The 23,847-nt window shown below is 33.4% G+C and carries 11 protein-coding genes and 1 tRNA gene; 7 read left to right on the top strand and 5 right to left on the bottom strand.

Annotation, left to right across the window (positions count from 1 at the left end):
- Positions 1-12 precede the first annotated feature (12 nt).
- Positions 13-3,168: a SusC/RagA family TonB-linked outer membrane protein gene (locus AC3IPI_RS03850; protein WP_489157244.1), complete on the bottom strand. Its 3,156-nt coding sequence runs from the start codon at positions 3,166-3,168 to the stop codon at positions 13-15.
- A gap of 248 nt (positions 3,169-3,416) precedes the next feature.
- Here AC3IPI_RS03850 and AC3IPI_RS03845 point away from each other — a divergent pair, with 248 nt between their 5' ends.
- A complete protein-coding gene (locus tag AC3IPI_RS03845; protein WP_489157242.1) occupies positions 3,417-4,187 on the top strand; it encodes a nitrilase family protein in 771 nt (256 codons plus the stop codon).
- Between the two features lies 1 nt (position 4,188).
- Here the strand turns inward: AC3IPI_RS03845 and AC3IPI_RS03840 are convergent, their stop codons facing one another.
- On the bottom strand, positions 4,189-5,859 hold the full coding sequence (locus AC3IPI_RS03840; RefSeq protein WP_489157240.1) for an Ig-like domain-containing domain: 1,671 nt from the start codon (positions 5,857-5,859) through the stop codon (positions 4,189-4,191).
- A 199-nt stretch (positions 5,860-6,058) separates the two neighbouring features.
- On the opposite strand from AC3IPI_RS03840, the gene AC3IPI_RS03835 reads away from it, so the two are divergent.
- From AC3IPI_RS03835 to AC3IPI_RS03810, 6 genes are all read left to right on the top strand, one after another.
- Positions 6,059-7,063, top strand: a complete 1,005-nt coding sequence (locus tag AC3IPI_RS03835) for a hypothetical protein (RefSeq protein ID WP_489157238.1) — start codon at positions 6,059-6,061, stop codon at positions 7,061-7,063.
- Positions 7,023-9,398 (top strand): hypothetical protein, encoded by a 2,376-nt coding sequence (locus AC3IPI_RS03830; protein ID WP_489157236.1) that lies wholly within the window; start codon positions 7,023-7,025, stop codon positions 9,396-9,398. Before AC3IPI_RS03835 ends, AC3IPI_RS03830 begins: the two co-directional genes overlap by 41 nt.
- Before the next feature lie 35 nt (positions 9,399-9,433).
- A complete protein-coding gene (gene mce / locus AC3IPI_RS03825) occupies positions 9,434-9,835 on the top strand; it encodes a methylmalonyl-CoA epimerase (protein ID WP_039118019.1) in 402 nt (133 codons plus the stop codon).
- Positions 9,836-9,980: 145 nt separating this feature from the next.
- Positions 9,981-10,054 (top strand) — tRNA-Ile (locus AC3IPI_RS03820).
- 128 nt (positions 10,055-10,182) lie between these two features.
- Positions 10,183-11,004, top strand: a complete 822-nt coding sequence (locus AC3IPI_RS03815; RefSeq protein ID WP_489157234.1) for a hypothetical protein — start codon at positions 10,183-10,185, stop codon at positions 11,002-11,004.
- A 178-nt stretch (positions 11,005-11,182) separates the two neighbouring features.
- The gene (locus AC3IPI_RS03810) at positions 11,183-11,518 is read left to right on the top strand and encodes a helix-turn-helix domain-containing protein (RefSeq protein WP_489157232.1); all 336 of its coding nucleotides are present in this window, start codon (positions 11,183-11,185) and stop codon (positions 11,516-11,518) included.
- Between the two features lie 435 nt (positions 11,519-11,953).
- Here AC3IPI_RS03810 and AC3IPI_RS03805 read toward each other — a convergent pair whose 3' ends face one another.
- The 3 genes from AC3IPI_RS03805 to AC3IPI_RS03795 all read right to left on the bottom strand — a co-directional run bounded on the left by AC3IPI_RS03805 (position 11,954) and on the right by AC3IPI_RS03795 (position 23,647).
- Positions 11,954-13,900: an OmpA family protein gene (locus AC3IPI_RS03805; protein ID WP_489159214.1), complete on the bottom strand. Its 1,947-nt coding sequence runs from the start codon at positions 13,898-13,900 to the stop codon at positions 11,954-11,956.
- Positions 13,901-13,967: 67 nt separating this feature from the next.
- Entirely contained in the window at positions 13,968-14,879 is a 912-nt protein-coding gene (locus AC3IPI_RS03800) for a PorP/SprF family type IX secretion system membrane protein (RefSeq protein WP_489157230.1), read from the bottom strand.
- A 137-nt stretch (positions 14,880-15,016) separates the two neighbouring features.
- Positions 15,017-23,647 (bottom strand): HYR-like domain-containing protein, encoded by an 8,631-nt coding sequence (locus AC3IPI_RS03795; protein ID WP_489157228.1) that lies wholly within the window; start codon positions 23,645-23,647, stop codon positions 15,017-15,019.
- Positions 23,648-23,847: the final 200 nt, after the last annotated feature.

The raw sequence follows: 23,847 nt of genomic DNA, 5'->3' as shown, positions 1-23,847 counted from the left end.
GTCTTTTAATTTTTATATTTTAACACTTAAGCTTAAACCAAAACTTCTGGTTCTAGGTACACCAAATTGTTCTATACCTTGAGCATTGCCAGCGCTAAAAACTGATTCAGGATCTACGTTTGGAGTTTTCTTATAAAGAATGAATAAATTTCGGGCAACAAATGAAATTGATGCTGATTGAATTACAGACAGACCTTTAATCTTATTAATAGGCAATTGGTATCCGATAATTACTTGTCTCAATTTTACAAAACTAGCATCATAAACAAATTCAGATGTTATGTTTTTTAATCCGTCATAATATGTTCTTAAGTTTTCAGGAGCAATAACCATATCTACAGTTCCTCCGTTTTTATCGACACCTTTTATTGGTAATCCATTTTCACGTCCTTCCAGAGTAAGTTTTGTAAGTCCCATACGAGTTCCGTATAAATCGGTACCAGAATATAGGCTACCTCCAAATTTTGCATCTATCAAGAAGCTAAATGTTATTGCTTTGTATCTAAATTCATTACTAAGACCTGCTCCCCAAGGATGTACACCTTGGCCTAATTCTTCAAGTGGCCCTCTTTCTGTGGTAGCCGAGCCTCCGCTTACATTATAAACAGTGTTTCCATTTGCATCTTTAAGAGGTTTATATCCTTTTATGATACTATATGGTCTGCCAACATCACTTGCAATAATTGCATAATTATTTACAGAAGATGCCATTGTTATAGAGGTTAATTCTTCGGTTAAGGCCTCTACCGTGTTTTTGTTATAAGATCCATTGAAGGTAACATCCCATGAGAAATTTTCTGAACTCATAATTTTTCCATTAATTAAAAGTTCTACACCTTCGTTTCTCATTTTTCCGAGATTTAATAAAGAAGTAGTTGCTCCAGATGCATTAGAAATAGTAGTTTCTACAATGTCGTTGGTTGTTTTACGATTGTACCAAGCAAAATCAATATTCATACGATTATTAAAAAATCCTAGATCTGTACCTATTTCAAATGTTGTTGAGGTTAAAGGGCTTAGAGTAGGGCTAGGTACTCTTGAGCTAGTTGGACCTTGGAGTTGTTGCCCATTATGTCCTCCTTGAATCATAGAGTAAGATGGATTTAATGCGTATGGGTCAGGAGTTGCTCCACCTACTTGTGCCCATGAACCTCTTAATTTTGCAAAAGAAACCCAGCTTGGCATTGTTAATATGTCTGAAACTATTACGCTAGATCCAATAGAAGGGTAGAATACGGTGTTATTATCTTTAGATAGTGTGGAGAACCAATCCTGGCGTCCTGTAAAGTTTAAAAAGAATACATTTTTATAATCTAAATCTATCGCACCGTAAACTGAGTTGGTTTTGGTTTTTCCGTAAGGGTATGTATAGCTTACAGTTTTTAAGTTTGTTAGTGAGTAAAAATCGTCTAGAACAAATCCTGTTCCATCCACTCTTACTTCGTCTCTTAGTGTCGTTCTCGAATTAACTCCTATTAATGAGCTTAAAGAAATTCCTCTGTATATGTTTTTCTTGGTGTAATTAAGTATTGCTTCAGAATTTATATTAGATAATATCATTTTTGAACCCTGAACATAACCATCAGGAGTATTTAAAGATGTTTTAGGGATGTATCCAAAAAATTCATAGTTTGTGTAATCTTGACCGATACGACCTTGTAAAAATAAATCTGGCGTAAAGTTTAATTTTACGTTTGCCATCCCCACAAAACGGTTTTTAGTATCATTATTTTTAATTCTATTCACTACAAATTGAGGATTTGTTGCAACGGGAACAGGGTTCCATGCTACTTCTTTTCCGTTTTCATCATATCCAGGAGCTAAGTTTCTAATGTCTACAGTATTTGCAATTAAGTAAGTTCCCCAGTTCGGGTTTGCTTCAGCATCGGATACAGTTGGTCTGTTGTTTGATTTTTCTAGGTTGTATTGAGTTACCACATCAAATTTTAACCAATCAGTTAGGTTTACATTACTGGCTAAATTGATTGTTTTGCGATTAAAGTCGGCATTTGGTACAATACCTTCGCTATTCATATTAGAGAATGAAAGACGACCACTTGCTTTGTCGGTACCACCAGATAACGCAATTGAGTTTATATATGTAGTTCCAGGTCTGTAGAAATTTTTAATATTATCTTTTTGTGGGCTATAAGGTCTTTTTACTCCATCAAATTGCACTACATCAGTTCCGTCCATTTTAGCTCCCCAAGACCAGCGTCCAGTAGCTATGGCTTCATTTTGAGTTAAAGGCTTTTTGCCTGCATCTCCAGCTCCGTATTCATATTGCCAATCTGGTATTACTGCGGGAGTTTCTAGAGTAAATGATGTGTTGTAGTCAATCCCGATGCCTTTTTGAGCAGAACCTCTTTTGGTTTGAATCAAGATTACTCCATTGGCAGCATTAGCACCATATAAAGCCGCAGCAGTTCCTCCTTTAAGAACTGTTATAGACTTGATGTCGTCAGGATTTATTAAAGCAGTTCCATCTCCTCTGTCAACATTTAATTTTGGTGAGCCAGGCGCATTTCCTGTTCCAGGTAAATTAAGTTGTGTGTTGTCTATCGGTAAATCATTTACAACATACATAGGTTGGTTATTTCCGTTTAAGGAACCATTTCCACGTATTACAACTCTGGTCGAACCGTTTGGTCCTGTTGCTGTACTACTAACGTTTACTCCGGCAATTTTACCTACCAAAGCATTTGAGATATTGGCTTCTTTTGCTTTGTTAAACTCAGACCCTTTTAGCTCGGTTACTGCATAGGTTAGAGATTTGCTTACTTTTTTAACACCTAACGCAGTAACAAAAACTTGTTCTAAAACATTTTCAGATGGTTTTAAACTTATAAGTAATTGGTTTGTTCCATTTATTTTGGATTCGCTTGTTCCGTATCCCATATAGTTAACGACAACAAAACTTTCACTTTCAGGAACATTTAGTTTAAAGTTTCCGTTTTCATCAGTAATCGTTGCTATTCGGTTATTGCTTTTTGCGTATACGGTCGCTCCGGCTATTGGCATTCCGTCATCTTGACCTACTACTTTACCAGTTATCTCAATTTGACTCGTGCTTTGTTCTAAGGAATGCTTTTTTATTGCATTTTCATGTGCGTTTATTGTTAGGCTCATTCCTCCAATAAATACTAAAGATAATAATTTGGTTTTCATAATTTTCTGGTTTTCATTGTTTTGTGGTTTGGTTGGTTATTTGTTTGTGGTCAAATATATATAATTTATTCTCACGATTTGAAATATTTTTGCAATATTTTGCAAAAATATTGCAATATTTTTTTGTTTAATGTTTTTTTATTCCCAAAAGTGTGGTGTTTGTTGAGTTGAATGAGTTTTAAGAAATAATCTATTTGGAGTTAAAGTCGAATGAGCTGATTTATTTTAAAAAAGAGTATTTTTACAATATGAAAATTGCATTAATTCAAACAGATCTATACTGGGAAAGCCCAGAAAAAAACCGAAATTATTTCGAACAAAAGATTCATGAAATTAGCGAAGCTGTTGATTTGATTGTGCTTCCCGAAATGTTTTCTACAGGATTTACTATGAATCCTTCTAGCGTTGCCGAAACAATGCAAGGAGAAACCGTTGAGTGGATGAGTTTATTAGCTAGAGCTACAAAAAGGGCAATTACCGGAAGTTTGGTAATCGAGGAGAATGGGGAGTTTTATAATAGATTATTATTTGTTTTTCCCTCAGGAGAAACAAAATATTATGATAAGCGACATTTATTTACTCTCGCTGGAGAAGATAAAGTGTATACCAAAGGAGATCAGAAACTAATTGTAGATTATTTAGGATGGAAAATATGTCCGCTAATTTGTTATGATCTTAGATTTCCTGTTTTTTCTAGAAATACAGAATCCTATGATTTACTATTATATGTAGCCAATTGGCCTAAAATACGCACTAATGCATGGGATACATTATTAAAAGCGCGTGCTATCGAAAACATGTGTTATTCGGTAGGAGTAAACAGAATTGGTTTAGATTATCATGGATATGAGCACATTGGGCACTCACAAGTAATAGATTTTCTTGGAGAATATTTAATTACTCCCCAAGAAATAGAAGGTGTTTTTATTACGGAATTAGATAAAGAAAAAATGTACGAAACAAGAAAAAAACTTGATTTTCTGAATGATAAAGATCAATTTGTAATCCAGGGATTATAGATTATTTCTTTTTATCGGTTTTCTTTTTGTCTGTTTTTTTATCAGATTCTGGATTATAAGGAATGCTTAGATCAAAAACTTGATCAACATCCCAATTGGCTCTAACGTCGATTTCTTTTGAGAAATAAATAACCTCTTCGGCATATCTTTTTTCTAAAAAATTTCCTGGATCATACTGCTTGTTTTTATTATCGTCATAAATCGCACGAAGAGTAAATAAGCTTGGCTCCAAGAGGTCAAATTCTATTTTAGTATTGCCTTCTGTGTATTCAGTCGCAAGTACCGTTTCTCCTTTTTGATTTGTTAATTCAATGATTATAGGGAAACGTTTTGCGTTCTGTAAATTAAGGATTAGATTTCCGTAATCAGCAGGAGCTTTTGTTGTTAAAGTATATTTTAAAGTATCATTTGTTTTTTCGTAAAAATCAATCAATGCTCCAGGTAAAAAAGTAAATGAGTATTTTTCAGAAGGTTCTTTTTTGAAGTCAAAGAATAGGCGTTGATCAAAATCATCATATTCAGTTTTAAAAGGAACTGCGACAGAATCTTTGTTTATTAGTTTTATTTTTGATTCATCAAAGCGAACCAAAGGGGTTCCGCTTTCTAATGTAAATCGGTCTCTAAAATGGATAATTCCACTTTGCAGCGCATTAATATGTAAAGTATCTTTCTTTTGATCTTTTATCTTAAAAGAGTAATTCTTTTTGTAGTTGTCTTTGGTGATTTCCATCGATAGAGAATCGACTTTTAGAGGTTTGTACCATACCTGAAGTGAATCTTTTTTAGGAAATTGAGTAACAATTGTTGGGAGAATTTCTCCGTTGTTCTTTAAGATAATCTTAGGTCTGGAGTTCTTAAAATTTTGTTTTCCATCGTAACCTACAACCAGTCTGTTTCCTGAAACCTGAGCAGGTTTATGTGTTTTTAAAGGTAGTACTTCTTTAAATAATTCTAATTCATAAATAGTATCATTAGGTATTGTAATAGGATGTTTTATAAATCCTATTTTGTCATCCTTAGGGTTGAATTTATTGTTATTTCCTTTGTCTTTTAGAGCAACCAGAAGATATTTTCCAGCCTTTAGATTCTCTAATCTAAACGTCTTTAAACTATCTAATGTGTTGGTAATATATCGTGGATTTTCCTTGTAAACAACCGAATCTTTATAAGTGTCGTTTATTTCATAAAGCATTACAGATACAAATGAGTCTGATTGTTTATCATGTGCATCTTTTATTTTTCCGCCAAGAGCCAAGGAATCTATATAGCTTCCTGTAGAAAAAATGTACTTAAATTGGTTATACGGATTTCCCTCATTATTATCAGTAATACTTTGCCCAAAATTAAAACTATAGGTAGTATTAGGTTGTAAAGTGTCGTTTATTTTTATAGTGATGTATTTGCTCGCCGTTGTAGGATTTATGAGAGGTTCATGCTTCATTGGTGGCGAAATAATCAATTGTTTATTCGCATTTTTAATTTTTACATACTCATCAAATGTCAATTTTATAGTATTGCCTTTAAATTCGGTACTAAAATTTTTAGGAACACTAGATAATAAAACAGGTGCAAGGGTGTCTTTTAATCCTCCGGTTATGCTTCCGCGTTTGGCGCAACTTACCATTAATAAGGTCAATAAAAAGAAAATATATTTTAAGTTGCTTTTCAACATAATCGGTTTAGATTTTTATTGCACAAAATAACAATTATATTTGCTTTAATCGAAATTTTTTATCGAATTATTGGGAGTTGTTACTTTGGATTAAGATAAGCTAGATTAACCTCAAATTATTTATAGATAAACTCGTTTGTATTTATTATTAAAATAAAATGTATCCTTACATTTGACAGTAAACTTAATTTAGAATATTTTGAAATTTCGCATTGTTTTTAGTGTTTTGTTTTTATTATTGATTTCATGTAATAAACAAGAAAAACCAGTTGCAGCTTTTTATTATTGGAAAACTATCTTTAAATTATCTACAGGAGAGAAAGAAGCTTTGCAGCAAAATAATATCAGTAAGATTTATATCCGGTATTTTGATGTCGATTTGCATCCAAAAACTCAAGAGGCATTTCCGCTTAGTCCAGTACATTTTGAAAGTAAAACAGAAAACTTAACAGTTGTTCCGGTGGTATACATCAAGAATAAAGTGATGTTGAAAAAAGGAATTGATGTAGATAGTTTGGCTAAAAAAACATTTGATTTTGTGGAGTTAATAAACAAAAAAAATGGAATTTCGTGTCAGGAAATCCAAATCGATTGTGATTGGACATTGGCTAGTAAATTAAATTATTTAAGATTTATAGAAACTTTCAAGAAGATATCTCATAAAAAGCTCTCAGCTACAATACGGCTGCATCAGGTAAAATATTTTGAAAAGACTAAAATTCCAAATGTTGATACTGGGGTTTTAATGTATTATAATATGGGAACAATTGCGCCTGATTCTCTTAACTCTATTTATGACAGAAGAGTTGCGCAGCGATACATAAAAAGTTTAAAAAAATATCCTTTACCGCTTGATTTTGCCTTGCCTATTTATTCTTGGGCGGTTCATATTCGAGACAATAAAGTAATAGGATTAAAAAGTAAAATAGATATAGAAGAATTGCAAAATGATACTAATTTTGTATTAAGTCGAAAAAAATACTTTACTGTAAAGAACTCCAATTATAAAAAAGGTACTTTTTACAAACAAGGTGATGTTTTAAAAATAGAGGCGATTTCTAAGGATGATTTGCTAGAAATGGCTTCCGATCTGGAGGAGAATACGGCTCAATATCCTAAAGAGATTATTTTTTACGACTTAGATGAATTCAATTTAAAAAATTATGAAAAAAATGTTTTTAAACAAGTTCTTTCTTGTTTTTAGTGGTGTTTTATTGTTTGCCTATGGTATAATTTATGCTTGCGGAGGCGGAGATGATTGGGGAATGGGGTATAGTTCTAATTTTACTCCCGAAACTTTTGTCGAAAAATCATACAGACCATTGTTTTACTCTGGAGAAGTTTTTTACGGGATTGGTTTTGATACTCAACATAATTCTAGATTTAATGATGACATCAAATCAGATTGGAATGCGTATTTAAAAACTAAGGTTGATACTGCTACGGTAAGTTATTTTTTAATTGGGGATAATACTTCAAGATATTCGTATGATAAAGAAAATGCTTCAAAATATAAGGAAGAAATTGAACAGCTTCATGTTTTTTTTAAAAACAAAAAAGGAAATCAGGCTTCTTTAAAATGGGGTAAAAAAATAAATTTGAAAGATGATAAAACGAAGGCTTTTATCGAGTTTTTATATTTAGCACAAAAGATAGAAACAGTGTCAGTTGGAGAAGATTATTGGAGTTATGAACCTAGGGTTGCTAACACCTTTGATGATTTAAAAATGATTCAATCTATCGAAAACGTGTATAATACTATATCAGATCCGTTCTTAAAAAACAGGTATTGGTTTCTTACCATGAAAGCTTATTTTTATAGTAGTAATAAGCAAAAAGCAATTACGTTTTTTAATAAAACAGAAGCAGCTGTTCCTAAAAATGTATTGTATTATCGTGCGCTTGCTTATGTGGCAGGAATAAATCATCAGCAAGGTAAATATTCGACTTCTAATTATTTATATGCGCAAGTTTTTGATAAATGTCCAGAAATGAGAATTGTTACAGCTTATAGTTTTCACCCAGAAAACGAAGCAGACTGGAATAAATCTTTGGCTATGGCCAAAAATAATAAAGAAAAAGCAGCGCTTTGGGCAATTCATGGGTATTATAAAGATGAAGCGCAAGCGATTGATAAAATTTATCAATTAGATCCAAAAAATGAACATTTAAATTATTTGCTTACAAGGTTAGTTAATCAGCAAGAGCAAGGGATTAATAATTCATTTGAGTTGGCTAGAGTCGATTCTGAGGGCTCTACGGATTATGGTGCGCCTGCAATAAAACAAACTGTTGCTGAAAACAAGAAAGGAAATCAAGCGAAAATTGATTTAAAAGCATTCGATTTAGTGTCTAAAATTGCTTCAACAGGAAATACGGAAAAGCCTTATTTGTGGGATATTGCTTTAGCGTATTTGCAAACATTAAAAGGGAATTTTGCTAAGGCTGATGAGAATTTTGCCAAAGCCGAAAAGACAATGCCTAAAACAGAGTTGGCAAATAATCAGCTTAGATTACTTCGTTTTGTAAATAATATGAGCAAGATTGATAAGTTAAATTCTAAAAATGAAAAAACAATTCTTAAAGATCTAAATTGGTTGTACAAAGAGCTTCCGAAGCAACAAGTAGGTGATTTTCGTTATGAAAACGCTTCAAGCTGGAGTAAAATGTATTTAATGACTCTTTATACAGAGCAAAAAAATTATGTAATGGCAGAGTTGTTTGCTAATACGTCGGCTTATGGTTATTGGGGAACAGGGAATTCTTTTTATGATGTCGAAAAGAATTTGTTAGGAATGAAAGCATTTTTGACTAAGCCGGATAAAACCGAAATTGAGAAAATAGGTTACAGTATTTATAATTTGAATTTAAATAACATCAATAATTTTCAAGCGATACAAGCAACATATCAAAATAAAATTCCTGAAGCAATTACTTTCATGCAACAAACGGATACATTACAAAATGCAGTTTTTTATGGAAATCCGTTTAACGGAAATATAAAAGATTGTCATGATTGTGACCATTCTGCATTCCAAAAAAAGAAATATTCTCAGATAGAATTTTTAACGACTATAAAAGCCATGCAAGATAAACTGGCTAAAAACGAAGACGTATATACAAACAGTTTATTACTAGGGAATGCATTTTATAATATCACCCATTTCGGAAACGGAAGAAGTTTTTATGAGATCGGAATTGTAGGCTATGGTTCAAGTCCGTATTCATTTAGAGATTCTATGAAAAAAATGATCACAGATTGTTCAGTGTCTAAAATGTATTATCAAAAAGCTCTGGAAGCTGCTACAACCAAAGAGCAAAAGGCAAAGTGTACTTATATGCTGGCAAAATGTGAACGAAATGAATATTACAATAAAAAGTATATTGCGGTTAAAAATTGGTGGACTGCAGATGATGATAAGATAAATTTCCTGGCATGGAATAATTTTAAAGTACTGAAAAAAGATTATTCAGATACAAAATATTATCAGGATGTTATTGCCGAATGTGGTTATTTTAATACATACGTTAATCAATAAAAAGAATCAGTGTTTTTCTAAATCAATTTGAGATGATGAATAAAATAGAACACATAGGGATTGCGGTTAAAGATTTAGAAGTTTCGAATCTTTTGTTTGAAAAGCTTTTTGGAGCTCCTGCTTATAAATCAGAAGCAGTAGAAAGTGAAGGAGTGATAACTTCGTTTTTTCAAAACGGACCAAATAAAATTGAACTTCTGGCAGCGACAAACCCAGAAAGTCCGATTGCTAAGTTTTTAGAAAAAAAAGGGGAAGGAATTCATCATATCGCTTTTGATGTAACAGATATTGTTGCGGAAGTAGAGCGGTTAAAAAAGGAAGGTTTTGTTGTTTTAAATGAAAATCCCAAAAAAGGAGCAGATAATAAACTAGTTGTTTTTTTACATCCCAAAAGCACAAATGGGGTTTTGATTGAGCTTTGTCAGGAAATTAAATAATTTTAGAGTATTTAATACGGAAATTAGAAGCTTAAGAATCAGATAGTTTTGATTTTACTGAAATTATTAACGAAATTAATGTAAAAATCATTGCCAAATATTTGCTACAAATGAAAAATAGTGGTAATATTGCAACCTCAAAACCGGTCCTATAGCTCAGCTGGTTAGAGCACCTGACTCATAATCAGGTGGTCCCTGGTTCGAGCCCAGGTGGGACCACTACTAAAATTAAGCCTTTGCAGAAATGTAAAGGCTTTTTTGTTTTTTGTGACGAACATTTGACGAGCATCAAGTGTTTTATAATCAATTAGTTTTGTTTACTTTTATAGAACTAAATTGATTATAATATGACTATTTATACCTACATCTTGTCATTTATTCTAGTTTTTGCAAAAATGGTCATTCCGGTATATCTGCTTTTTAGATTATTTTTCATTATTAAACCTTTATTAGTAAATTTATATTTTGAAGAGAAATTTAATTATTACGAAGGAACGAACAAAAGCAGATTATTGATTTTGTTGTTGCTTTTCTTTTTATCTAGTTTTATTGGGATTACCCTTAGTAATGAAATTTTGAATATTTCAGATATCTACAATTTTACATTTTATCTTTTTATACTTGTTTTTATCCAACTAGTATTGTTTTTTTTGTTTGAGATGAAAACACCTGTAAGTATTTTTAAAATAGTGAAAGATTGCTTCCAAAACCCTAAGGAGATATTTAAGCAAAGAAAAATTGTTTTTGAGGAAAGTGAAGTGATTCAATCAATAAATCTGAATGGTGTGAATTTTAAAGATATCATAAATTTGACCAATGGAGATATTATCAAACAGATTCATCGAAGAGAATTTGAGCTAATAATAGAGAAGAATATTACCATTTTTGAGAATAGTTCTTCAATCGAAAATCTTTATAAACTTTGTAATGGAATCGAAATAAAAGAAGGGTCAATTTTAATAAGTATCGATAATAAAAGAAATTCAAAACAGAACATAGTAGAAATATTAACTTCACTTTTCAATATTGAAAAAAACTGGAATTCTCAGATTAAAGATAAAACAAATACAAAAATTATTGATTTTTTGAATAAATATATCAAAATAAATGATGCCAATAAAACATTACATATTAATGATTTTACACGATTTTTTGTAAAGTCAGTTTAACCTCTTTGTAAAATGTGATTACTACAATATGTTTTTTAAAATAAAATAAGCTAAAGTGATTCATTCTACTTGAGAATTTATCATTATTGGTTATTTTAGATATGTAAATTGTTTTTACACGATTTTTTACTTCTCTAAAGCTCTGTAAACTTGTTTAATAATTCAAAAATATAGAATCATGGATACAAGTAATTTTACTTCTAAAATTGATCGATTAGAATTGATCATATTGAACTTAGCTAAGAAACAAGATGCCTTTATTGAAAAAGCATTGATGAAATTATCTTTAAATAGTAAAGATATTTACTCATCTGAAGAAGCTGCCGAATTTTTGTCAATCGAGCTTAAGTATATCTACCAACTCACTCACCAACGCAAGATTAGATATTCCAAGAAAAAAGGTCAAAAGAAAATTTATTTTAGAAAAGAAGATCTTCTTGATTATTTAAACGGGGAGATTATTAGTACTACTGAAGATCTGGAGAATGCAAATGCTATTTTGTGGAAAAAATAAGGCGTTCACCCCAGTAAAATCAACTCCTAAAAATCTTTTATTTTTTAATCAAATTTTAATCAGAATATTTTAAGAATTAAAATTCGAATCTTACGAACTTAGATATTTCTTATATCAGAGTAGGAACTTCATATTTCAAAATTATAGATAAACCTTTAATATCTGGAGATAAAGTAAAAGTAATGGTTCTATGGAATCGGGAAACAATAATTACTGATCACGGAAAAACATTTCTCACGATGGAGACTCGAGAAATTAGGAACTGACTAAGTAAAGAAAGGTCATAACTAATATCCACTTTCCTTTTTTTAATAAAAGTATAAATTAGTAAATCCAAGTGTCCCTTTAAGAATTTCAAAAAGGACATCTTGGATTTCAAAATATTCTAACTTGTAGAAGCTAATTCTGATGCGTTATTTTAAAACGCAGTAACATTTACAACTTCGTAATAATAAACTCTGAACGTCTATTAGCTGAATGTTGCTCTTCTGTACAACTTGACACATTAGTCGGTTCGCAACCGCAATCATTCACCAATTGTGATTCGCCATAACCTTTACCAGTTAATCTCTTTGGACTAATTCCCTTTTTGACAAACCAGGCAATAGTTGATTTGGCTCTTCGATCTGATAATTTCATGTTATAAGGATACGTTTGTCTACAATCCGTATGAGAACGAACATCAATTTCTAAGTTAGGATGCTGATTTAATACATCAAGTATTTTTGCTAATTCTAATTCAGCTTTCCTTGTTATATTGGCTTTATCTAAATCAAAATAAATCATTTTTATGTCAAAGCATTTCCCCAAATCATCACCAACTGTAACTCTGCATCCTTCTCCTACTGGATCCAGAATTAACGATAAATCAATTTTTTCGGTTGTCTCGGCAATAACGACGTTTTTTTCATTGGCATTGTATTCTATTTTTTCTGCTCTTGCAACATATGACTTCCCACATTCTACAGCAAAAGAATAATTACCATTATCATCTGTTATTGTTGAATTTATTTCTTTTGACAAGTTATCAAATAATGAAATTTTCACCTTCGCAAGTGGCAATCCGCTTTTTTTGTCAGTTACTATGCCAGATAATAATCGTTCGCAAGTGTATGCTATTTTCTTAGTTTCTACAAAGCTATAAATATCGTCACTTCCTTCACCGCCTTCTCGATTGGAACTTATAAATCCTGTTCTTGTCCCTTCATTAATTAAAAAAGCAAAATCATCTTTGGAACTATTCAACGGTTCCCCTACATTTATCACATCTCCAAAATTACCACTTTTGTCTAATTTAGACACAAAAACATCCAAACCTCCAAGGCCAGGATGCCCATCTGAAGCAAAGTACAATTCATTTTCTGCAGTTATCGTCGGAAAAGTCTCGCGTCCTTCTGTATTTATTCCCTTTCCTAAATTGACAGGAGTTCCAAAACTTCCATTATCATTGATTTTTACTTTAAAAATATCTGATCCTCCTAAAGTTCCAGGCATATTGGATGCAAAATACAACGTTTTATTATCTGCACTTAAAGCGGGATGTGCAACGCTGTATTCATTACTGTTAAATGGCAGCTCTTTTATATTGGTCCATTTATCACCCTGTAGTTTTGCCTGATAAATTTTCAATCGAGTAGTTCCTTCCTTATCTTTTCCTTTTTTTCTTAAATAATTGTTTCTTGTAAAATAAACAGTAGTACCATCTTTTGTAAAAACAGGTGTAGATTCATGCAATTTAGTATTAAGCATCTTTCCGTAATTTTTTACCCCAGATAGTTTTCCTTCCGAATTCATCTCAGCGGAATACAGATTTGTAAATCCTTCTCCTGTCCAGGAATGTTTTTTTGTTATGACAGTTCCAGTATCTCTTGCTGAGGCAAAAATTATTTTATCCTTATAATATGCACTCCCGTAATCTGAATGTTTTGAATTAATTCCGGCGTTTTCAATTTGATAACGGCCAGAATTCTTTTTAATTACATCTAAGTAATTTTTTTGAGATGATGCCAACACACCGCGGGAATCTAAGCTATTTATTTTATAAAATTTAGACATCATTTCATCAGCTTTTTTATAATCTTGTATTCCCTTTAATGATTGAGCATAACGATAGTAATATTCTGGTGCCACATCCTGAGTAAATGAAAATAATTCATTGTACCACTTTGCTGCATTGTTTAAATCAGCATTAAAATAATATGAGTCCCCAAGTTTTTCAAGCATATCTTGTGACTTATATCCTTTTTCATAAATACGCTCATAGGTTTTTATCGCATCAATATAGGCATATTTATCGAACTCCTTATCTCCTTTTATCTCTCTTGTTTTCTGTGAATAAGCATTCATCGAACAAACAAATATTAGTAAGAAAAAAAGTTTCATTGCTGCTGATTTTTTATAATAGTTTCTTTGAAACTTGTAAATTTTCGTTTTCATAAATAAGTAAATTTTAAAAGAATCTTGGAGAAATTATTCGATTCGTTTTGTTAGGTAATTCAAATCTCAAAAATATTTCATGAGAGCCTGAATTATAATTATTTAATTTAGTGGTTTCTAAATCGTAACCATAACCAATATACATACCATCAGTAATCTGAAAACCAGCCATAGCACTTACTGACGCACTCCATCTCCAGGCCAATCCCAAAACAAATTTATCATTAAACATGAAATTTCCTGACACATCCAATTGCAATGGAGATCCTGATACACCTTTCAATAAAAAAGCTGGTTTAAACTTTAAACTAGGAGATAAATCAAAAACATAACCTCCTATTAAATACAGGTTCATTTTCTCTTTATTAACTACTACTTCATTGTCATTATATCTATTGCTCTCAAATAAATTAGGTGCTGATAATCCTACATACAATTGATTAGAATGGAAATATATACCTGCTCCTACATTAGGAGAAAAACTATTATCAAAGTTTTGTAAAGATGGATCATTTGAGTCTTTGGGATTTAATTTGCTAGGGTCTAGACTAAAAAAATTACCACTTGCTTTCACTCCAAAAGATAATTTATAAAATGCTGAAGTTTGAATAGTGTAAGATAAATCTGCTGACAACGTATTCTCTTGAGTTGGTCCCAATTTATCACTAACGAAAGACAATCCTCCTCCAAGATTACTTCCCAAAGGGGAATTAATTGAAAAAGTACCAGTCCTTGGTGCGCCGTCTAACCCAACCCATTGGGTTCTGTACAATCCAAAAATACTCATTACCCCCCTTGATCCGGCATAAGCTGGATTCACATTAATAGTATTATACATGTATTGGGTATACTGAGCATCCTGCTGGGCATAACTCCCTAAACTTGTTAGGAGTAATATTGCGAAAAAAGTATTTTTAATTTTCATATGTAAATCCTATTTATTTGTTTTTAGAATACTATCTCTTTTTAATTAATAATCAATATAACACTGACCACACAGCTTAACATTTAGAAAAAAATTATATAAGGGGACAATAATTATATTGTCCCCTGTATATTCTCCTATTTCGTTAGATATAAATATCCTGCTTTGCTTAAAATTCTTCCTTCGAAATCTGTAAATTTCAAAATGTAATAGTAAGTCCCATCAGGTAATCCTTCTGACTGTTTTATTGTAGCTCGTCCATCAGAGAAACCTTTAAATGAAATCTCCTTATTATTATAGCCTTCTGCCGAATAGACAAGTACTCCCCAGCGATTGTAGATTTCAACCGAATTTTTAGGATAACAATCTAAACCTTCAATATGGAAGTAATCATTATCTCCATCTCCATTTGCAGAAACAAGATTAAAGACTTCAATTATGCATCCCTTTAAATCTAATACTGTTGGCTTATCTTCAGAAAAAGAACCGTTATCAGAGATGTCACTAACAATGGTGTTTAAAGGTGTGGTTCCTGTTACGGTTGCCAGATTACTTACCTTACCTGCATTAATATCGGCTTGGGTAAGTTTATAAACCCCCTTAAATTCAGTCAAATTCTTTTCTCCTACTTCTAAATTAATTGGTCCTCCTGTTAAAATTAAACCTTCCTTAGTATCGGTTACTTTTACATTTGTCAATGCCACATCACCACGATTCGCTACTTCAAAACTATAAGTCAATGTTTCTCCTGCCTGCGCTAAACCATCTTTATTATTGTCATCAAAAATTACTGTTTTAATAAGTCCAATTGAACAATTGAATAAAGTCAGACTAACTGGAGTTCTAGTTAAACTATTACATCCTGAGATTGTATTTACAGTTTCGGCATAATAAGTAACAGTTCCTAACGTATTTAATATTGGCGATGTTACAATATTTCCAGCTGTAGCTGAATTGTACCAAACTACCTTTGCTCCTTCCGTTACACTTGCCGTTGCAATTAATGTTTGTATTCCATCAGTCATACATTTTGTTTGATCACCTCCACTTATCGGAGCTGAAATTGTATTTTTGACAATTACATTTTGATTGGCTGTCGTTTTATTTCCGTGACCATCATCAAAAGTCCATGTTACAATTGTAGTTCCTTGTTTAGTAATTGGGAATACAGTTGTTGTAGTTCCTGTAATAATTCCTGAACAAGCATCATTTGTTGTTGGTGCAACTAGTGTTCCTTCACAACCTTCTAAAGTAACATCTGCTAAAGCTGGTAAAAGCGGAGCTGTTGTATCTTGTACAATTACATTTTGATTGGCTGTCGTTTTATTTCCGTGACCATCATCAAAAGTCCATGTTACAATTGTAGTTCCTTGTTTAGTAATTGGGAATACAGTTGTTGTAGTTCCTGTGATAATTCCTGAACAAGCATCATTTGTTGTTGGTGCAACTGGAGTTCCTTCACAACCTTCTAAAGTAACATCTGCTAAAGCTGGTAAAAGCGGAGCTGTTGTATCTTGTACAATTACATTTTGATTAGCTGTCGTTTTATTTCCGTGACCATCATCAAAAGTCCATGTTACAATTGTAGTTCCTTGTTTAGTAATTGGGAATACAGTTGTTGTAGTTCCTGTGATAATTCCTGAACAAGCATCATTTGTTGTTGGTGTAACTGGAGTTCCTTCACAACCTTCTAAAGTAACATCTGCTAAAGCTGGTAAAAGCGGAGCTGTTGTATCTTGTACAATTACATTTTGATTAGCTGTCGTTTTATTTCCGTGACCATCATCAAAAGTCCATGTTACAATTGTAGTTCCTTGTTTAGTAATTGGGAATACAGTTGTTGTAGTTCCTGTGATAATTCCTGAACAAGCATCATTTGTTGTTGGTGCAACTGGAGTTCCTTCACAACCTTCTAAAGTAACATCTGCTAAAGCTGGTAAAACCGGAGCTGTTGTATCTTGTACAATTACATTTTGATTGGCTGTTGTTTTATTTCCGTGACCATCATCAAAAGTCCATGTTACAATTGTAGTTTCTTGTTTAGTAATTGGGAATACAGTTGTTGTAGTTCCTGTGATAATTCCTGAACAAGCATCATTTGTTGTTGGTGCAACTGGAGTTCCTTCACAACCTTCTAAAGTAACATCTGCTAAAGCTGGTAAAAGCGGAGCTGTTGTATCTTGTACAATTACATTTTGATTGGCTGTCGTTTTATTTCCGTGACCATCATCAAAAGTCCATGTTACAGTTGTAGTTCCTTGTTTAGTAATTGGGAATACAGTTGTTGTAGTTCCTGTGATAATTCCTGAACAAGCATCATTTGTTGTTGGTGCAACTGGAGTTCCTTCACAACCTGCTAAAGTAACATCTGCTAAAGCTGGTAAAAGCGGAGCTGTTGTATCTTGTACAATTACATTTTGATTGGCTGTCGTTTTATTTCCGTGACCATCATCAAAAGTCCATGTTACAGTTGTAGTTCCTTGTTTAGTAATTGGGAATACAGTTGTTGTAGTTCCTGTGATAATTCCTGAACAAGTATCATTTGTTGTTGGTGCAACTGGAGTTCCTTCACAACCTTCTAAAGTAACATCTGCTAAAGCTGGTAAAAGCGGAGCTGTTGTATCTTGTACAATTACATTTTGATTGGCTGTTGTTTTATTTCCGTGACCATCATCAAAAGTCCATGTTACAATTGTAGTTCCTTGTTTAGTAATTGGGAATACAGTTGTTGTAGTTCCTGTGATAATTCCTGAACAAGCATCATTTGTTGTTGGTGCAACTGGAGTTCCTTCACAACCTTCTAAAGTAACATCTGCTAAAACAGGTAAAACAGGAGTTGTTGTATCTTTTACAATTACATTTTGATTGGCCGTAGTTTTATTTCCGTGACCATCATCAAAAGTCCATGTTACAATTGTAGTTCCTTGTTTAGTAATTGGGAATACAGTTGTTGTAGTTCCTGTGATAGTTCCTGAACAAGCATCATTTGTTGTTGGTGCAACTGGAGTTCCTTCACAACCTGTTAAAGTAACATCTGCTAAAACAGGTAAAACAGGAGTTGTTCTATCTTTTACAATTACATTTTGATTGGCTGTCGTTTTATTTCCGTGACCATCATCAAAAGTCCATGTTACAATTGTAGTTCCTTGTTTAGTAATTGGGAATACAGTTGTTGTAGTTCCTTGTTTAGTAATTGAGGATAGAGTTGTTGTAGTTCCTGTGATAATTCCAGAACAAGCATCATTTGTTGTTGGTGCAACTAGTGTTCCTTCACAACCTTCTAAAGTAACATCTGCTAAAGCTGGTACAACCGGAGCTGTTCTATCTTTTACAATTACATTTTGATTGGCTGTTGTTTTATTTCCGTGACCATCATCAAAAGTCCATGTTACAATTGTAGTTCCTTGTTTAGTAATTGGGAATACAGTTGTTGTAGTTCCTGTGATAGTTCCTGAACAAGCATCATTTGTTGTTGGTGCAACTGGAGTTCCTTCACAACCTGCTAAAGTAACATCTGCTAAAACAGGTAAAACAGGAGCTGTTCTATCTTTTACAATTACATTTTGATTGGCTGTCGTTTTATTTCCGTGACCATCATCAAAAGTCCATGTTACAATTGTAGTTCCTTGTTTAGTAATTGGGAATATAGTTGTTGTAGTTCCTGTGATAGTTCCTGAACAAGCATCATTTGTTGTTGGTGCAACTGGAGTTCCTTCACAACCTGCTAAAGTAACATCTGCTAAAACAGGTAAAACAGGAGCTGTTCTATCTTTTACAATTACATTTTGATTGGCTGTCGTTTTATTTCCGTGACCATCATCAAAAGTCCATGTTACAATTGTAGTTCCTTGTTTAGTAATTGGGAATACAGTTGTTGTAGTTCCTTGTTTAGTAATTGAGGATAGAGTTGTTGTAGTTCCTGTGATAATTCCAGAACAAGCATCATTTGTTGTTGGTGCAACTAGTGTTCCTTCACAACCTTCTAAAGTAACATCTGCTAAAGCTGGTACAACCGGAGCTGTTCTATCTTTTACAATTACATTTTGATTGGCTGTCGTTTTATTTCCGTGACCATCATCAAAAGTCCATGTTACAATTGTAGTCCCTTGTTTAGTAATTGGGAATACAGTTGTTGTAGTTCCTGTAATAATTCCTGAACAAGCATCATTTGTTGTTGGTGCAACTGGAGTTCCTTCACAACCTGCTAAAGTAACATCTGCTAAAACAGGTAAAACAGGAGCTGTTCTATCTTTTACAATTACATTTTGATTGGCTGTCGTTTTATTTCCGTGACCATCATCAAAAGTCCATGTTACAATTGTAGTTCCTTGTTTAGTAATTGGGAATACAGTTGTTGTAGTTCCTGTGATAGTTCCTGAACAAGCATCATTTGTTGTTGGTGCAACTGGAGTTCCTTCGCAACCTGTTAAAGTAACATCTGCTAAAACAGGTACAACCGGAGCTGTTCTATCTTTTACAATTACATTTTGATTGGCTGTCGTTTTATTTCCGTGACCATCATCAAAAGTCCATGTTACAATTGTAGTTCCTTGTTTAGTAATTGGGAATACAGTTGTTGTAGTTCCTGTAATAATTCCTGAACAAGCATCATTTGTTGTTGGTGCAACTGGAGTTCCTTCACAACCTGCTAAAGTAACATCTGCTAAAACAGGTAAAGCAGGAGTTGTCGTATCTTTTACAATTACATTTTGATTGGCTGTTGTTTTATTTCCGTGACCATCATCAAAAGTCCATGTTACAATTGTAGTTCCTTGTTTAGTAATTGGGAATACAGTTGTTGTAGTTCCTGTGATAATTCCTGAACAAGTATCATTTGTTGTTGGTGCAACTGGAGTTGCACTACATTCTCCAACTATTACATCTGTTAAAATTGGTGTTTGTGGAGCTTGTGTATCTTTAACTGTAATAGTTTGAACCAAATTAGTTGTAAGTCCACTACAATCTTTTAATGTATAAGTTCTTGTTATGATGTAAGGTGTATTGGTTCCAGACCCACCGTTATTCGTATCTGCAACTGTTGCAATTATTGTTCCGCTACAATTATCAGCTTCATCAGTAATCAGATTTACATCTGCAGCGGGAATTTCTGACATACATTGTACTGTTAGATTGGCTGGTGCCGTTCCTGTTGGAGGAATCACATCGTCAATTGTATATGTGTAAACCCAGTTGTGCGTATTTCCTTCACAATCCTTAAAGGTATAAGTATATGTTACATCTCCTTCACAAGTCGGAATTGTTGAAATAATCGGGGTATTCGCTGTCAATACATTTCCGCAATTGTCTTTTACAACCGGAACTGTTGGCGCAACAACAGCCGAAGCACAGGCAACTGTCGATTTTTGATTAGCTGGCATTGTGAAATCTGCTCTGTCAATTGTAAATGTTTGTGCAAAATTGATGGTATTTAAAACATTTTCACCATCATCCTTTACTTTATTGTTATTTGTATCTGCATATTCTGTTACTGTGTAGGTTCTGCTAACCGTTCCGTTACAGCTTGGATTTGGTTCGTTTGAAGCAGTTATATCAATTGCTCCACAAGAAGTAATTACTCCATCTGCATTTCCTAAAGCTTCAAATTCTGATTTAGTTAATGAAGTTCCAGTTGGCAATTCTGCATAACATGAAATGTTTACAGGTGCAAATGTTGGAGGAATCACTTGAAACAAACAAGAATAATCTTCTACTTCTCCGTTTTCGAAAATATTATCGTAATCTGTAAAATTTATCGGCACATTCGAAACAATTAATCTTTTAGCTGAGACTGCTTGAGCTGTTGTCGGCGGAACAGCTGAAATTGATACGTCAGTTACACCTGTTATTGTGGTACTCCCACTATAAAAAGCAGGATTACCATTTGCATCCACATCATTAGCAAAATTACCATCATTGTTCCAGTCAAACCATAAACCATAATATCCTACTGTTCCAGAAGTATTGCTGTTCAGCACTACCGTATAAGATCCTCCTGTAGTTGTTGGACTTATAAATCCATCATCAAAACTGTCGGCAGTTGCTGTTGTATTCTTTAACGGACTTGTTTCAATACTTACCCCTGAACCTGCCCATACAGCATCTTTTCCTGTAGGTACGCCCGTAACAACACAACCTAAAATCTTAGCTTGTGCTACTGGCCATGGAGAAGGTAGATCACCATAATCATAATCTTCAATCCTTTTTACTACATAACTGCGAATAGAACTACAAGCTCCATTAGCGCCTGTTAGGGTATATGTGCCTGGTGCTGTTACTGTAAGAGTATTATCGGTACCAACTTCTACATTATTGCTGTCTGTCCAACTATATGAAGCTATTCCCGTTGGCGCAGTACCTCCTGCATGAAATAACACTCCTGCAGGTATAATTATTTTATTCATATTAGGGGCTGAAGTTCTCTCATAATAAATCTTTAAAGAACCTGCACTTGTTGAACTATTAAAATAATTTAACTCAATGGTATGATAACCTGCAGAAAGTGTAAATTCAGTTGAAGCAACCTCATATGATGCATGAGCCCCATCATTACTTACACGCAATGATCCGTCTATATATAAATTACTTCCATCTTTGCTGTCAACATAAAAAATATAGTTTCCAGCTGTAGTAATATTAATGAATCCTTTATACTTCAAGCCATAAGCAGTCGATGAATCCTGCACATCAGTAAGCCCTGAAAGATTCATTTGCGCTGCCACTCCCATATTATTAGGTCGTTGATTGTAAAAACCTTGTGTAATAACACTAAAATTCGAACTGGCAAAGAGTGAATTGGCATCATAAGGACTATACGTTTCATAATCAAGCCCAGCAACATATCCTGCGGCATTAAGCGAAACAGAAGGGGTATCGCAACTTAGTTTATCGTTACCCGCTATGGTGAAGGATGATACTGTAGCTGTATCTACCGTTATGGTAATGCTTTTTGTTATTGAACAATTGTATTTATCAGTATAAGTACATGTATAAGTACCACCTTGCTCAGCAGTAATACCATTAATATCAAAATTGGCTTCGGTACTGCTAAAACCATTTGGACCTGTCCACTTAATAGTAGCCGGAACTGCTTCAGCAGGTATAGCGACAGAGGTAAATTGTACTGTAGAACCCGTACATTTTGTTGTTGAAGCAGGAGATATAATAATATCGTCTACAGGTCTATCTACTATTAAATTTTCTGTATAAGAACAACCTTCTGTATCTGTAACAGTTACTACATAGGTACCCCTCATATTTGCATTGGTATAATTAGTAATAACCGGATCTGCTACATTGCTGGTAAAACCATTAGGTCCAGTCCAGCTATAACTGATAATATTTGTGTTATAAGCAATTGCACCACTTTTCAATTCAATGCTTGTCGAACCACAAACATGATCTGCTTTAGGAAACAACATCAAATTACCAAAATCAGAGAAATTACTAAAATCTCCACCACCTATTGTGCTTATGTTTTGATAAAAATAGAATTTACCCGCTGTATTAGTTATATCTATTACACGACCCGGTGGTGAGGCAAACTTTGATGTTACATCCTTTCTGCAATAATTCCAGCCAGGCATGCCCGGAATAGGTAAAAAATCAGTCGCCTTAATAATTGTACTGTCTCCATTTAGCCTAAAGTTCCCTATTATAGCGTCTGGTGCTACAAAATTAAAACAGGTTTTAGTAGACAGAGCTGGATATTGAAAAGAAAGTGCCTTAGCTCCTTTACAAGCACTAATTGGCGTAAGAATACCTCCTCCAAATTCCGACTCTACCCCACCAATTTGGTACACCATAACAGGCTTATCTGCTTTAATACTGGCCACGTTTTTACCAGTTGGAAGATTATATCTTACAAATTCTCCTTTATTCACTACCAATATAGTCGTGGTGGTACCATCAAAAACCGTAACAGTAGTCCCATCTTGTGAACCAAAAATAAAAGTACTCTCATTAGTGGTAACTTTTAAATTTGTGCGCACTTGAACATATTCCAGCCCAAAGTTGCTAATCGGGATTAATTGGTCACCTGCGGCATCAGTACCTCCACCTTCGGAAGGAGCTACTAAATCATCACTATAAGTAACAACTACAGGAGCCGTACTAGTAACAAGGCTTCCTCCCAAATGATTCTTGTTATATGCTATTGCATTTGCAGAATAACTTTGACCTTTGTTCAAAGTAATAGTGAAAGGGACATTGGCACCATGTCCAGTTATCGCTTCACTAGGGGTTATGATCACTTCAGTGTTATCTTCGGTTGCAGTAACAGCAAATAAAGAGACAGCCCCAGCATAAGTACTTCCACCAGTGATAGCAATATTTTGTCCAGGTACAATAAAGGAAGTCCCAATTGCATTGGGACCACGCAATGGCATAGTCGCATAATTACCTCCAGATTCATTAGCATAGTATACACTCATGTTTCCATCAACCTGTATCCTTAAACCTCTGTTTACAACAGTGTTTGCCGGTTTAACAGTAATGGCATTAATATAAGAAGTCATGTCAATTATTTGAGAACCTACAGGAGGAATTGTACCTGTAATGGGGGCAAAAGTGGCATCAGCTGGCATATCTATTACATAATAGGCATCAGCTGTACTGGAAACATTGGTTAGATGTAACTTTTGAGGTGAATTTAATGAAATTGAACCAGACTTCGCAGATGACCATTCAGGCACTCCATACCAAAATTCAAAATCAGCAGGAGCGACAAACTGTGCCCTGGCAGAGAATCCCGGAATTAAAAAAAGAATCAAAAAAAATAAAAGTAAATAATTTTTTTTTTTGAAACACAAATATTCTAAAGAGCGACGAATACCCTTTTTTTTAGTGAATTTTAACATAGATGATTTATTTATGATTTCATTTTTAAGTTAATCAATAGAAACAACCGCTTTTAACAGCGGATTATATAACATTCAGTGTACCCCTATCATACAAACAAGTTTTTACAATT

It is taken from the genome of Flavobacterium sp. GL_143, from assembly GCF_057834355.1.
This window is presented reverse-complemented; position numbering and strand designations above follow the sequence as displayed.